The organism is Flavobacterium sp. IMCC34518 (genome assembly GCF_027111095.2).
GTDB lineage: Bacteria > Bacteroidota > Bacteroidia > Flavobacteriales > Flavobacteriaceae > Flavobacterium > Flavobacterium praedii.
This window is the reverse complement of record NZ_CP114284.2, coordinates 2,221,436-2,235,166: the sequence shown is the minus strand read 5'-3', so window position 1 is coordinate 2,235,166 and position 13,731 is coordinate 2,221,436. Positions and strand designations below refer to the sequence as shown.

12 protein-coding genes are annotated in these 13,731 nt (G+C 31.8%); 6 read left to right on the top strand and 6 right to left on the bottom strand.

Annotated elements, in window-relative coordinates:
* Positions 1-30 precede the first annotated feature (30 nt).
* From OZP06_RS09440 to OZP06_RS09420, 5 genes are all read left to right on the top strand, one after another.
* The gene (locus OZP06_RS09440; RefSeq protein WP_281238098.1) at positions 31-540 is read left to right on the top strand and encodes a GNAT family N-acetyltransferase; all 510 of its coding nucleotides are present in this window, start codon (positions 31-33) and stop codon (positions 538-540) included.
* Positions 541-597: 57 nt separating this feature from the next.
* Positions 598-1,854, top strand: coding sequence for an aspartate kinase (locus tag OZP06_RS09435; RefSeq protein WP_281323641.1), 1,257 nt, complete (start codon positions 598-600; stop codon positions 1,852-1,854).
* Positions 1,855-2,042: 188 nt separating this feature from the next.
* The gene (locus tag OZP06_RS09430; RefSeq protein ID WP_281323640.1) at positions 2,043-5,474 is read left to right on the top strand and encodes a hypothetical protein; all 3,432 of its coding nucleotides are present in this window, start codon (positions 2,043-2,045) and stop codon (positions 5,472-5,474) included.
* Between the two features lie 52 nt (positions 5,475-5,526).
* Positions 5,527-6,006: a hypothetical protein gene (locus OZP06_RS09425; RefSeq protein ID WP_281323639.1), complete on the top strand. Its 480-nt coding sequence runs from the start codon at positions 5,527-5,529 to the stop codon at positions 6,004-6,006.
* A gap of 149 nt (positions 6,007-6,155) precedes the next feature.
* Complete coding sequence (locus OZP06_RS09420) at positions 6,156-7,217, top strand: glycosyltransferase family protein (protein WP_269221644.1); 1,062 nt, start codon at positions 6,156-6,158, stop codon at positions 7,215-7,217.
* Between the two features lie 65 nt (positions 7,218-7,282).
* Here the strand turns inward: OZP06_RS09420 and phoU are convergent, their stop codons facing one another.
* The 4 genes from phoU to pstC all read right to left on the bottom strand — a co-directional run bounded on the left by phoU (position 7,283) and on the right by pstC (position 10,890).
* The gene (gene phoU, locus OZP06_RS09415) at positions 7,283-7,963 is read right to left on the bottom strand and encodes a phosphate signaling complex protein PhoU (RefSeq protein ID WP_281238103.1); all 681 of its coding nucleotides are present in this window, start codon (positions 7,961-7,963) and stop codon (positions 7,283-7,285) included.
* A gap of 98 nt (positions 7,964-8,061) precedes the next feature.
* On the bottom strand, positions 8,062-8,820 hold the full coding sequence (pstB, locus tag OZP06_RS09410; protein ID WP_281323638.1) for a phosphate ABC transporter ATP-binding protein PstB: 759 nt from the start codon (positions 8,818-8,820) through the stop codon (positions 8,062-8,064).
* A gap of 49 nt (positions 8,821-8,869) precedes the next feature.
* Complete coding sequence (gene pstA, locus OZP06_RS09405) at positions 8,870-9,814, bottom strand: phosphate ABC transporter permease PstA (protein ID WP_281238105.1); 945 nt, start codon at positions 9,812-9,814, stop codon at positions 8,870-8,872.
* Positions 9,815-9,816: 2 nt separating this feature from the next.
* A complete protein-coding gene (gene pstC, locus OZP06_RS09400; protein WP_269221642.1) occupies positions 9,817-10,890 on the bottom strand; it encodes a phosphate ABC transporter permease subunit PstC in 1,074 nt (357 codons plus the stop codon).
* Between pstC and OZP06_RS09395 the strand changes: the two genes are divergently transcribed.
* Positions 10,880-11,050, top strand: coding sequence for a hypothetical protein (locus OZP06_RS09395; RefSeq protein ID WP_269221641.1), 171 nt, complete (start codon positions 10,880-10,882; stop codon positions 11,048-11,050). The genes pstC and OZP06_RS09395 overlap by 11 nt on opposite strands.
* Before the next feature lie 50 nt (positions 11,051-11,100).
* Here OZP06_RS09395 and OZP06_RS09390 read toward each other — a convergent pair whose 3' ends face one another.
* Positions 11,101-11,934, bottom strand: a complete 834-nt coding sequence (locus tag OZP06_RS09390) for a phosphate ABC transporter substrate-binding protein (protein ID WP_269221640.1) — start codon at positions 11,932-11,934, stop codon at positions 11,101-11,103.
* Positions 11,935-11,966: 32 nt separating this feature from the next.
* Positions 11,967-13,349, bottom strand: coding sequence for a porin (locus tag OZP06_RS09385; protein WP_281323637.1), 1,383 nt, complete (start codon positions 13,347-13,349; stop codon positions 11,967-11,969).
* Between the last annotated feature and the right edge of the window lie 382 nt (positions 13,350-13,731).

Genomic DNA, 13,731 nt, shown 5'->3' with positions numbered 1-13,731 from the left:
AATAGAATTCAAGAATAATAATACGAAATCATGAAAATACGCAAAGGAAAAAAAGAAGACATGAAAGGCGTTTTGGCTTTAATTCAAGAGTTAGCAGTATTCGAAAAAGAACCTGATGCTGTTTTGATCACTGAAGAAGACCTTATTAATGATGGTTTTGGAAAAAATCCCTTATTCGAAGTATTTGTTGCAGAGGCAGAAATTGACCCTAACGAGAGCAATCATACAAAGGAAATTGTTGGAATAGCATTGTATTATTATCGGTATTCTACGTGGAAAGGCAAAACAATTCACCTAGAAGATTTAGTTGTAAAAGAAAGTATGCGTGGAACTGGTTTGGGGTATGCTTTATATTCTGAAATCATAAAACAAGCAAAAAAAGACAAGGTGCGAAGAATTGATTGGAATGTTTTGGACTGGAATTCTTCGGCAATAGATTTTTATAAAAAATCGGGAGCAAATGTTCTGGATGAATGGCGAGTTGCTCAGATGGATGAAGTAGGAATTAACAATTTTATAGAAAATAAATTAAGAAAATAAAATATGATTTCTTTTTAGAATAAATCTAAAATTTGAAATTTAAAATCAAAATTAAAAATGAGGGTATTTAAATTTGGAGGTGCCTCTGTAAAAGATGCAGCCGGTATCAAAAACGTTTATGACGTTTTACAACAAGTAGGTTATGAAGATGTATTAGTAATTGTTTCCGCAATGGGAAAAACAACTAATGCTCTTGAAGATGTTATTAAAAATTATTTTGACAAATCCCCTGAACTAAGTTCATCGGTACAAGAAGTAAAAAAATACCACAATCAAATTTTATTGGATTTGTTTGAGGATGAAAAAAGTGAAGTTTTTTCGGCAGTAAATGCACTTTTTACTGATTTAGAATATTTCTTGGCCCATAATAAATCCCCTAATTATAATTTTGTTTACGATCAGATTGTAAGTTACGGAGAATTAATATCGACTACTATTTTGAGTCATTTCATGTCTTTCAAAGGAATTCAGACTCAGTGGTTGGATGTACGAAACTTTATAAAAACAGATTCAACATATAGAGATGCAGAAGTTGATTGGGAATTGACACAAAAAAATATTGCCAACAACATAAAACGCAAAATCCTGAATATTACTCAAGGTTTCTTGGGTTCCGACGAAAATAACTTTACGACTACTTTGGGTCGTGAAGGATCGGATTATAGTGCCGCTATTTTTGCTTATTGCTTGAATGCCGAAAGCGTAACGATCTGGAAAGACGTTCCTGGGGTTATGAATGCCGATCCAAGATATTTTGAAAATGCTAGTTTACTAAATCAGATTTCCTATCGTGAAGCCATCGAATTGGCTTTTTATGGAGCATCTGTTATTCACCCAAAAACGTTACAACCATTACAGAAAAAAGAAATTCCTTTATATGTAAAATCATTTATCAATCCTTTGTTGCCGGGAACTCGCGTTTCCAAAGGAGCTGATTTGGAACCTTATTTACCTTGTTTTATCGTAAAGAGAAACCAACTGTTGATTTCATTATCATCGATTGATTTCTCATTTATCATGGAAGAAAACATCAGTGAAATATTTGGTTTGTTTCACCAATTCAAACTTAAAGTAAATTTGATTCAGAATTCAGCAATTAGTTTCTCTGTTTGTGTAGAAGATAAATTTGGTAATTTCAACGAACTGAATGCCATTCTTTCTAAAAAATTCAAAGTAGATTTCACCGAAAATGTGACATTATACACCATCAGACATTTTAATGAAAATGCAGCTCAAACGGTTGAAGAAAACAAAACGGTACTGCTAAAACAAGTGAGTAGAGAAACCATGCAAATTGTAACGAAAGAAAATTAAAGTTTCTCCGTTTAAAACACAAAAAATGGAAGTCAAGTATTTGGCTTCCATTTTTTTTTGTACAAAACTGTTCTTCATTTCATTAAATAAGAAAAAACCATCATAACCAATCAATATTCTGAAGTCTTTAAATTAACAAATCATAAAATAATAAACACTATTTTTGACGCTTTGGAGTTATACTATTTATGTTTAAAAAAGTATTATTTTGGATTGTCCTTTTTTCTATTTCTGAGCTTCAAGCGCAAGAAATAAATTCAGGCTATACCACAAAAAAAATTGCTTTTACAACTGACACGATTTATCTGGAATCGGTAAGTATCAATTCTAAATATTTTAAAATATTGGATAACAAAAACCATGTTATTGATAGTTCTTTATACCAAATAAACTTCCCAAAAAGTTTCCTTTTATTAAATGCTCAGACACAATCTCCTACAGATACAATTACAGTATACTACCATAAATATCCTGAAGAATTAACAAAAGAATACACTATTTACGACACAAGTAAAATAATTGACAACGAGGCCAGTAATCAAAATTTATATAAAATAGAGCGCTTTTCTACTCCAAAAGCCATACCGTTTGATGGTCTTATAGCAACGGGAAGTCTTTCAAGAGGAGTTACAGTTGGAAACAATCAGAATGCTGTGGTCAATTCGAAATTAGACTTCCAAATAACAGGCAAAATATCCGAAAAAGTTACGATTCGTGCATCCATTCAAGATACAAATATTCCCATTCAGGATGGCAGTTATTCGCAGCGTCTGAATCAATATGATAATATTTTCATGGAACTCTTTACAGATCGTTGGAACCTTCGTGCCGGTGATGTCTTCATAGGCAACAAAACCAAGCGATTTCTAGCATTCGACAAAAAAATTCAAGGTTTATCAGCTACAGTTAATTTGGGCAGCGACGACAGCAAAACAAATTTATTTGCTTCTGCCGGACTTGTTACTGGAACTTATGCCAGCAGCAATTTCAACGGACAAGAAGGCAATCAAGGCCCATATAAATTAATTGGAAAAAAAGGCGAATTGTACGTCTTAGTTATCATAGGATCGGAGAGACTTTATGTCAATGGTGTTTTATTAGGCAGAGGTGAAGACAAAGACTACACAATCGATTATAATTCGGGTGAAATACAATTTAACGCTCAATTTCCAATTACATCAGAAATGAGAATCGTAGTAGAATACCAATATTCCGAAAACAACTATACTCGATTTGTCACCTATGATGGAGGCAGTTTTACCGATAAAAAATGGAATTTTGGAGCAGCAATCTATTCAGAAACTGATTTAAAAAACCAACCTATTCAGCAAAACTTAACAACTGAACAAGCACAAATTTTAAAAGATGCCGGGGACAATCCTGATTTAATGATTGCACCTTCCGCTGTACAGGATACCTATGACGAAAAAAAAATACAGTACAAACAAACAACAATTGGCACAGCAATCATTTACGAATATTCTAAAAATTCCACAGATGTACTTTACAATGTGACATTTACATTAATTGGAAAAAACAAAGGGAATTATATTTTGACTAATCCAGCAAGTGTGGATAAAATATTTGAATATGTTGCACCAATAAATGGAATTCTACAGGGAAATTATGAGTCGATTATACAATTAGTAGCGCCTGAAAAAGCACAAGTGGCCACTTTCTTTGGCAAATACAATCCTTCTGAGAAAACCGCTGTTGATTTTGAATTGGCTATTAGCAATAATGACAAAAATTTATTTTCAACCGATGACGATAAAAACAATCAAGGTCTAGCAGGTATAATTAACGCAAAACAGCGACTGTACTCAAAAAAATGGACGGTAGATGCATTTGTTAACTTTCAAGCAATACAAGCCAATTTCAAAACAGTAGAACGCATTAACAGCATCGAGTTTTATCGAGATTGGAATGTCAATACAACAATAATTGGTGATCAAAGTTTGTTGGGAACAGGAGTTCATTTTAATTTAATTCCAAATAAAGAATCAAAAGACTTGGCTACTCTAACATATTCGTTTGAAAAACTAGCCCTTTCCGATTCCTATTGGGGTATAAAGAATACTATAAATGCTGGATTTGAACTTAAAAATTGGACTATTAAAAACGATGGAAGTTATCTAAAAAGTGACGATGCAACCAATGCAACAACGTTCTTGAGAAACTATTCACACATACGTTATAATCATAAAAAAAACTGGATAGGAAACACACTCAAGTTTGAGGACAACCAAGAGAAAAATAAAAAAACCAACCAAATTTCACTACTGAGTCAGCGATTTTCGGAATACGGTCTGTATGCAGGTCATGGTGACAGCACCAAAGTCTATGTACAATTAGGGTACTCAAAAAGAATAAATGACAGTGTTCAAAATGGATTGCTACAAAGAGTAAACACATCAAACAGCTATAATTTGCAATCCAAATTATTCAAGACCGAAAATCGTGATTTGTCTGTCTATATAAATTACAGAACCCTGAATTTTAATGATCCAACCCTAAAAATGACACCTTCACTGAATTCAAAAATAATGTACAGTGATCAATTTTTCAATAAATTAATACAAAGCAACACTCTCTATCAAACTAATTCTGGAACTATGCCATTTCAGGATTATACTTATGTTGAAGTTCCTGCAGGACAAGGAAAATATACTTGGAATGATTACAATGGAGATGGAATAAAAGATTTAGAAGAATTTGAAATAGCCCCTTTTTTAGATTTGGCAAAGTACACTAGAATCTTTTTACCCAATCAAATTTACATAAAAACCAATCAAAACAGATTTTCTCAGTCTATTATAATTAACCCAATTGTTTGGCAAAACAGTAAGACATTCCAGAAAAAAATGTCACATTTTTATATGCAAACCACTTTCACTTTAGATCGAAAGATCAAAAATAATGGAGCTCATTTAGCGATAAATCCATTAGAATCTACAGTTGATACCCCATTAGGATTACTAAAATTTTTCACAAATAGTCTGTCTTTCAATCGTGGAAAAAGAGAACATTCGACAACTTACACGTATACAAAAAATGAATCACAAAATTTATTGTCTATTGGCACCATCAAAAACAGCAATAGTTTTCATCAACTACAATACCAACATTTACTAAATAAGAGTTGGTTAATTGACATTCAAGCCAAAACAATTCAAACTGAAACGGAATCCGAAACATTTACCGAAAAAAATTACACCATTAAAGGCTATTTATGGAATCCAAAAATTAGTTACTTGTATTCTAAAGACATCAGTTTAGACCTTTTTTACGAATATAGCGACAAGAAAAATACGATTGGAAACCTAGACGTATTAACTCAAAATCGATTTGGAACAGCTTTTAGTTTCATTGGCAATTCCAAATTTAATGTAAACGGAGAAATCGCATTGTATAAAAATAAATTTATCGGTAATGAGTTTTCATCCGCAGGTTATCAAATGCTGGAAGGATTACAAAAAGGGCAAAATATAACTTGGAGAACATTATTTCAGATGAATTTGACGAAATTCCTAGATTTAAATTTTGTTTACCAAGGTAGAAAAAGTGAAACTAGTGATGCAATTCACAACGGAAGCGTTGAATTAAGGGCTTATTTTTAGAGAGTTATAAAAATATATACTAACTTTATATTCAATTTTAAAACAATTAGACATGAAAAAACTACTATTATTAAGCCTCTTCTTTATCGTTACAACTTCTTTTTACGGACAAACCACTAAAGCTGTAGCAAAAACCACTAAAGAAAAAGCTGTTAAAGAAACCAAAAAAACTACTGATAAAGTAACCAAGGATTCAAAAGAAACTGTAAGCAAAACTACTAAAGACTCAAAAAAAACTGCTGAGAAAGCAACCAAAGATTCAAAAGAAATTGTAAATAAAACGACAAAAGAAACAAAAAAATCAGCTGACAAAGTAACAAAAGACGCCAAATCAAGTATTGACAAAACTACAAAACCAACAACAAAAGAAGTTAAAAAAGAAACTGCCAAAACCATAGAAAAATCAAAATCTGGTATAAAAACTGCCGATAAAGTAACAGGAGAATACAATGGCAAAAAAGTATATACAGGCCCACAAGGTGGTAAATACTACATCAATTCCAATGGAAATAAAACATATATTAAGCAATAAACATAAAACTTTTAAGCGATCAGAAGGCTACCCAAATTGGTTAGCCTTTTTTTTATAGTAATTAAATAATCTTTTAGTAATATATTGCAAACATAAAACGGTGAAGCAACAAGTATCTTTATACTTACAACTAAACGGTAAGACTCTCAATGAATTTAAACTCCGAAAATAAAACCATTTTAATTGCGCCTTTGAACTGGGGATTGGGTCATGCTACTCGCTGTATCCCGATAATCAAAGCCTTACAAGAAAATAATTTTACTCCAATTATTGCCTCCGATGGAATTGCACTTGAATTACTTCGAAAAGAGTTTCCATATTTAAAAACCTTAGAATTACCATCCTACCAAATTGAATATGCTAAAAATGGTAAAAATTTTAAATGGAAATTGATTAAAAGTTTACCCAAAATGTTAGAAGCCATTCGGGAAGAAAAAAACATTGTTAAAAAATGGATTAAAAAATATGAAATAAACGGAATCATTTCTGACAATCGTTTAGGTGTTTTTAGCAAAAATATTCCATCCGTATTTATAACGCACCAATTGAATGTTATGACTGGCAATACCACTTGGATCACAAGTAAATTACACCAACATATCATAAAAAAATACAAGGCTTGTTGGGTCCCTGACATCAATGCACAATTAAATTTGACAGGGAAATTGGGCCATATAGAAAATAACACTCTAAAAGTTCAATATTTAGGCCCATTGAGTCGTATGCACAAAATGGCACTTCCCATACAATACGATTTGATGGTTATTTTATCAGGTCCCGAGCCGCAAAGAGGCTTATTAGAAACCCACCTCAAAGAAGAAGTTAAACGATTTCAAGGAAAAGTAGTATTCATAAAAGGCATTATCGAATCGAAACAAATAAAGGAACAAATAGAAAATGTAACTTATTATAATTTTATGAAAACCAGACAATTGGAACAAACTTTTAACGAAAGTAAAAAAGTACTTTGTCGATCTGGATACACTACGATTATGGACTTGGTTAAATTAAATAAAAAAGCTTTTTTCATACCTACTCCGGGACAATATGAACAAATTTATTTGGCCGAAAAATTACAAAAAGAGGGTTTAGTACCTTACTCAACCCAAGAAGATTTCAAAATTGAAGATCTTTCCCAAATTGACCAATTTAAAGGATTACCAGAATTGGACACAACAGTAAATTGGGAAGAACTGTTCAAAGTGTTTTAAAAAAAAAAAGTCGAAACAATTAACTGTTTCGACTTTTGTTTTACTGATACAAATTTATATTGCTATTATCCTTCAGACATTAAACCTTCTAGATTTTCATGTTTAATAATTTTAGCATTTATCATAAAATAAACATACTCCGCTATATTCGTACAATGTTCTGAAATGCGTTCCAAATGTTTTAAAACTATAACCAAATTGGTTCCAGAAACAACAGCTTTAGAATTCACTTTCATTTCATTAATAATGTCATGAATAGCATCTTCACAATGGTTTTTAATATCTTTATTCAACACAAATATTTCCCCAATTGTATTTTCATCGCGAGTGATAAAACAATTATTAGTTTTTACGGTTACCAATTCTACTTGTTTTGCAATTTCAGCAATATTGAACTTCACAATTAAATCGTGTTTCTCTTTAATATTTTTTGCTTTTTTTACAATACTAATGGATAAATCCCCAATGCGTTCAATCTCATTACTAATTTGCATTGCTGACATAATAAAACGCAAATCAGAGGCTACAGGCTGTTGTAAAGCAAAAATACTTTGACAAATTTCATCTATTTTGATGTCTAATTTATCGATTTTTGTTTCTGTTTTTTTTATGCTTTTCCCTTCAGCAGCTTCCGGTTCTTGCAAAAGTATTTTCACGGATTCACTTACTTGACTTTCTGCCAACTGACCGATTTTTTCGATAATACTTTTTAATTTATCTAATTCTAATTCTAAATATGATGCCATTTTTTTTAATTTAAAAATTAAAGGACTGTGTGATTACAAATAAATAATTGAAAGTTTCAAAAACTTTGAACAATTTAAATGTTTAATTTATAAAAAAATTAACCAAATCTTCCTGTAATATAATCTTCCGTTTGTTTTTGAGATGGTTTTGTAAATATAGAATTAGTTTTCCCCATTTCTATTAAATTCCCCATATAAAAAAAAGCGGTATAATCACTTGTTCTTGCAGCTTGTTGCATATTGTGTGTTACAATAATGATGGTATACTGCTCTTTTAACTCATGAACCAATTCTTCAATTTTAGAAGTTGAAATAGGATCTAATGCACTTGCCGGCTCATCCATCAATATAATATCTGGGCTAACTGCTAGTGTTCTACCAATACACAAACGTTGTTGTTGACCTCCAGAGAGTCCTAAAGCAGAATCATCCAAACGATCTTTTAATTCATCCCAAATAGCAGCTTTACGCAAAGAAGTTTCAACAATCTCATCCAACTCCGTTTTATCTTTTATTCCATTAATACGGGGACCGTAAGCAATATTTTCATAAATAGATTTCGGAAAAGGATTTGATTTTTGAAAAACCATTCCAATTTTTTTTCGAATATTAACAACATCAACATTTTTATCGTAGATATCAACCCCTTCTACGAGCATCTTTCCAGTAATGGAAACACTCGGAATCAAGTCATTCATTCTATTAATACATCTCAAAAAAGTAGATTTTCCACAACCAGAAGGTCCAATTAGAGCGGTTACCTTATTTGATGGAATATCCATTGTAATGTCATTCAATGCTTGCTTTTCACCGTAGTATAATGATAAATCATTAACTTTTATTTTTATGTCTTTCATTTTTTATTTGTTAAATCTAAAATAATAAATTATTTAGTTAAACTGAATGTTATTTTGCTTTTCTTCTGATTCTTGATCTAATAATTACAGCCACTACATTCAAAGATAAAGTTAAAATTAACAATACCAAAGTGGTAGCAAATTGTATAGGCATTGTTTTCTCTACATCAGAAGATTGAGTTGACATGATGTAAATATGGTATCCTAAGTTCATAAATTGATCACTTAACGAACCTGGCAAAGTTGCTAGATAGTAAGCGGCACCGGTAAATAAAATCGGTGCTACTTCTCCTGCTCCTCTACTTACCGCAAGAATCGTACCTGTCATTATTCCAGAAACAGAACCTGGAAGCACTACTTTTTTAATCGTTTGCCATTTGGTAGCGCCAAGCGCTAAACTTGCTTCTCTTAATTCTCGAGGTATAGTTTTTAATGCTTCTTCAACAGAAACAATAATTACAGGCAAGGTCAACAAAGACATTGTTAAACTAGCCCAAAGGATATTAGGCTGTCCCCAACGCAATTCTCCACCATTAAAAGCAGTATCTGCACCAGCGCCTAAAAATTGAATAAAGAAACCAAGCCCAAAAAGCCCAAATATTATCGAAGGTACAACCGCTAAAGTTCGAACTGAGAATCGTACGGCTGCAGCAAACTTAGAATTTTCACTAGCATATTCTGTTAAGTAAAGAGCGGTAATTGTTCCGAAAGGAACTGCAGCAATTGACATTATAATTACCAAAATAAATGTCCCAATTAATGCTGGAAATATTCCTCCTTCGGTCATACCATTCGTTGGAAAAGAAGAAATAAATTCCCAAGAAAATTTAGTTCTACCTTCATAAACAATGATTCCTAAAATGATAAAAAGAATTGCAATAATAAGTACAACTGCTAATTGAGTTGCACCAACAAAAATCTTCCCTTTAATATCTGAAGCACTTTTTTTACTTGAAAAAAAATGTACGTCTGTATCTTTTAAAACTTTATCCATAATTATTTACCTTGGAATTTTTTCAACAATTTACCTTTTACATAAAACTCTGCAATTGCATTTAAAGCAAATGAGAAAATAAAAAGCAATGAACCTATAAAAAACAACACACTATAATGTGTATCACCAAAAACAGTTTCGGACATTTCTGAACCAATAGTTGCAGCAAAAGTTCGAACACTTTCAAATGGATTTGCCGAAACTAAAGCAGCATTACCTGTGGCCATCAATGCAATCATCGTTTCACCAAAAACTCTACCAACACCTAATAAGAGTGCAGCAAAAATACCTGGGGTTGCAGCAGGTAAAACTACAAAAAAAGCAGTTTGCCATTTACTTGCACCTAATGCTAAACTTGCCTCGGTATACGTTTTTGGAACAGCAGCCAAAGCATCTTCAGAAATAGTATAAATAATAGGAATTGCGGCTAATGCCATCGCAACACCACCGACAAAAGCATTCAATCTAGAATCGTAACCAAATACATTTTGAAAAAAACTTGCCAAAACCATTAAGGCAAAAAAACCAATTACTACCGAAGGAAAAGCAGCAAGCATTTCAATAATAGGTTTGATTATTTCTTTGACTCTTTTGGAAGCAAAACAAGAAGTGAATAATGCCGCAAGAACTGCCAAAGGTCCGGCAATAAGCATTGCGATTATGGTCACCTTTAAAGTCCCTATTAACAATCCTAACAATCCAAATCTAGGATTATCAGAAACAGGAACCCATTCTGTAGTAAAAAAAGTACTCCAAGTTCTATCAGCTCCTTCTTTATTTTCGGAAACAGCATCCATAGTTTCATCAGGAGTAGGCACACTTAAATCTTCTTTTGGAGTATCTCCATACGATTCTGGTTTCAAATCATCTGTTGAAACTGGTTCAGATCCGTATGTTTCTGGTTTTAATTCCTCTGTTGGCTCAGCGCTGTAAGATTCTGGCTTTAATTCCTCTGCAGGTGTACCATACGTTTCTGGTTTATTGGCAGAATTAGATTGAATTTCGGTCTTTGCTTTATCAGAATTACCAAAACTAAATAATGGCAATGATTCTTTGAAAACAAAAATGAAAATCAAAAAAATTATCGCAATTGACAAAAAAGCAATTGTTGAAATAATTTTCTCGGCAAGAAATTCAGAAAGCCGGAATTGTTTCTTTAAACTTTCTTTGGTAAAAGTTTGTTTGATTGGAGATTGGGAATTCATCCTTTTCTATTTAGGAATTGATATTGTTTAAACACAAATATCCCCCACTTAAAAAAATGAGGGATATTTTCTTTATCATTATTATTTTAAAGGAAAATAACCTACCTCTTCAATCATTCCTTGACCTGCAGGGCTCAAAATCCAATCGATAAAAGCTTTAGTTTCACCTGTTGGTTTTGATTTCAAATACATATACAAGTATCTTGAAATTGGGTATGTATGATTTTTAATTGTTGCACCTGTTGGCAAAATTGCTGGGCTTTTATCATCTTTTTTAACCGCACAATCTTTTACCCCTTCTGCATAAGCAGCTCCACCATAACCGATTGAGTTTTTGTCTTTTTTAACTGCATTTACAATAGCTGCTGTTCCTGGTAATGTTTGACAAGCTGGTGAAAAATCAGTTCTAACTACATTGTCTTTAAAGAATGTAAAAGTACCTGAACTACTTTCTCTACCGTATAATTTGATAGGAGCATCTGCACCACCAACTTCTTTCCAGTTTGTAATTTTTCCAGCAAAAATTTGTCCAATTTGTTTTATGGTCAATGTTGATACAGCATTAGATTTATTCAAATAAATAGACAAACCATCTTTTGCACAAGGAATTTCAACTCCCATAGAGTTGTATCTTGCTTTCAATTTTTCTACTTCTGAAGGTTTGATCGGACGACTTGAATTTGCAATGTCTGTTGAACCATTGATTAAGGCAGCTAAGCCAACTCCAGATCCACCACCGGTAACTTGAATCGAAGTTCCAGGATTTTTCTTCATGTAAACTTCAGCCCATTTTTGAGATAAAATAACCATGGTATCTGAACCTTTAACCGTTACTTTATTAATTGTAGTAAAAGAAAAACCAATTCCCATTACAACTAGAACAATTAATGCTACTTTTAATTTTGTTGTTTTCATTTTGATATAAATTATTTTTTTTTTTTTAAAATTTAGAAATTTGCTTGAAATCTTAATGTCGCTGTATTATTTGTAATATCCTTGTTATAAATACCACCAACGGTTGAACTAGTTTCATTTATTGGTAATGTATAACCCAATCCTATTTTAGTATTTGTTGTAAAGAAATAATGCACTGCAAACCCCCATGTATGCACTTTTAAATCCGGAGCAACAGTAACTTCATTTCCTGATAATTTATTATTTGGATCCCATGAATCATATCGAACACCACCTTGGAACTTTGTACCAAAATTTTTCTCTACTGTTACATAATATCCAGTAAAGTCTCTCTCACCACTAAAATTAAAAGAAGGGTTATTGTTTACAATTGCAGCTCCTGCTGTTCCAGAAATCACCCCTTTATTAAATTCAGATTTAAAAGCAATCCCACTTAACAAATCACTAAAAACTTGTATTTCAGCCCCAAACCATTGTTTCTTTAATTTATCTCCAACTGCTGCTGTAAAAGGTTTATTATTTACATCACTATAAGTACCTGCTGCGAAAACAGTATTTTTACCGTAATATCCACTGGCACCAAAATCAATCCCTAGACCTTGATTTGGGAATTGTAAAGAATATGTTGTTCTTAAAACAAAATCTTTTTCACTATCAACATCTGTAACTTGATTAGCAATTGGTCCTTCTCCAAAGTTTCCATTAAATGCAGCTAAATCAATTTTCAAAGGGATCTCATATTGTGTTGCAAGATTCATACTGATTTTTGCTCCTAAATCTCTTTCTTGTGGATATAATATTCCAGACATTCTAGTTCTTTCCATTAATATTCTATCTCTTGATGAAAATTCAACTTCATAATCAGGTCTATTGAACTGACCTATCCATAATTGAAACGAATTAATCCAAGGATCATTTAATTGCACATAAGCATCTTTCAGAGTTACAGCACTAAATGAAAAATTGGGTTGCAAAACGAAAATCACTCCTTCTAAAGGTTGATATGTGAATTTTATTCTTGCTCTTCTAATATTAAAAGAATTGTTAATATCAACAGGATTAGTAGACAAAGGTATATTGGTCTCTGATGAATTTGGCTTAAGTTGGTAATACGTGGTTTTTGCAGGAGTTGTCCCGCTTGCCGGTGTTACCACAGGAACATCTTGATAATTATACATTTCAAATTGAACCTGCATATATCCAGATATTTTTAACTTAGTCATTCTGTCTACTTGCTCTTGCATAGGCGACAATTGTTCATTAAGAGCATCAAATTTCATCTGATGTTCGTTTATCGATTGTTGTAAGGAATCTATACTAATGGAACCCATTGACTTAATAGAATCATTTTCAACCTCTTGAGCATTTGCTATTCCAAACCCAAATGCTAATACTACAACTATAATTTTTTTCATATTCACTTTGAACAAGTATTAATTTTGCGCAAAGGTGATACTGCAATGTTAAGTTAAAGTTAACACAACGTTATTTAGATGATAATTTAATGTTAATAAGTTTTTTCTCAAATATTTTAAATGCTTTTTTTTGTTTTTTATTTTCATAAAAACCTGTTTTTATGTGTGTTAGGTCAAAATTAGAAATATTAACAAATGTTTAATTTAATTTAAATTAATTCCGTTTTGATCAAATTTTAAAGTTTTTTAAAGTGTAAAAGCAAACTTAGCTCCTAATTTAAATTAACATTCTAGTTAATATACTTTTATTAGTTATACAATATCCTCATTATTACCCTTTTAAAAATAACTTTACAAAAATAATCTAAATAAAAAGACACCT

Excerpts from the sequence above, each read along its gene's own strand:
- OZP06_RS09440 (WP_281238098.1), top strand. The coding sequence starts at position 31 with ATGAAAATACGCAAAGGAAAAAAAGAAGACATGAAAGGCGTTTTGGCT.
- OZP06_RS09435 (WP_281323641.1), top strand. The coding sequence starts at position 598 with ATGAGGGTATTTAAATTTGGAGGTGCCTCTGTAAAAGATGCAGCCGGT.
- OZP06_RS09430 (WP_281323640.1), top strand. The coding sequence starts at position 2,043 with ATGTTTAAAAAAGTATTATTTTGGATTGTCCTTTTTTCTATTTCTGAG.
- OZP06_RS09425 (WP_281323639.1), top strand. The coding sequence starts at position 5,527 with ATGAAAAAACTACTATTATTAAGCCTCTTCTTTATCGTTACAACTTCT.
- OZP06_RS09420 (WP_269221644.1), top strand. The coding sequence starts at position 6,156 with ATGAATTTAAACTCCGAAAATAAAACCATTTTAATTGCGCCTTTGAAC.
- phoU (WP_281238103.1), bottom strand. The coding sequence starts at position 7,963 with ATGGCATCATATTTAGAATTAGAATTAGATAAATTAAAAAGTATTATC.
- pstB (WP_281323638.1), bottom strand. The coding sequence starts at position 8,820 with ATGAAAGACATAAAAATAAAAGTTAATGATTTATCATTATACTACGGT.
- pstA (WP_281238105.1), bottom strand. The coding sequence starts at position 9,814 with ATGGATAAAGTTTTAAAAGATACAGACGTACATTTTTTTTCAAGTAAA.
- OZP06_RS09395 (WP_269221641.1), top strand. The coding sequence starts at position 10,880 with ATGAAAATCAAAAAAATTATCGCAATTGACAAAAAAGCAATTGTTGAA.
- OZP06_RS09390 (WP_269221640.1), bottom strand. The coding sequence starts at position 11,934 with ATGAAAACAACAAAATTAAAAGTAGCATTAATTGTTCTAGTTGTAATG.
- OZP06_RS09385 (WP_281323637.1), bottom strand. The coding sequence starts at position 13,349 with ATGAAAAAAATTATAGTTGTAGTATTAGCATTTGGGTTTGGAATAGCA.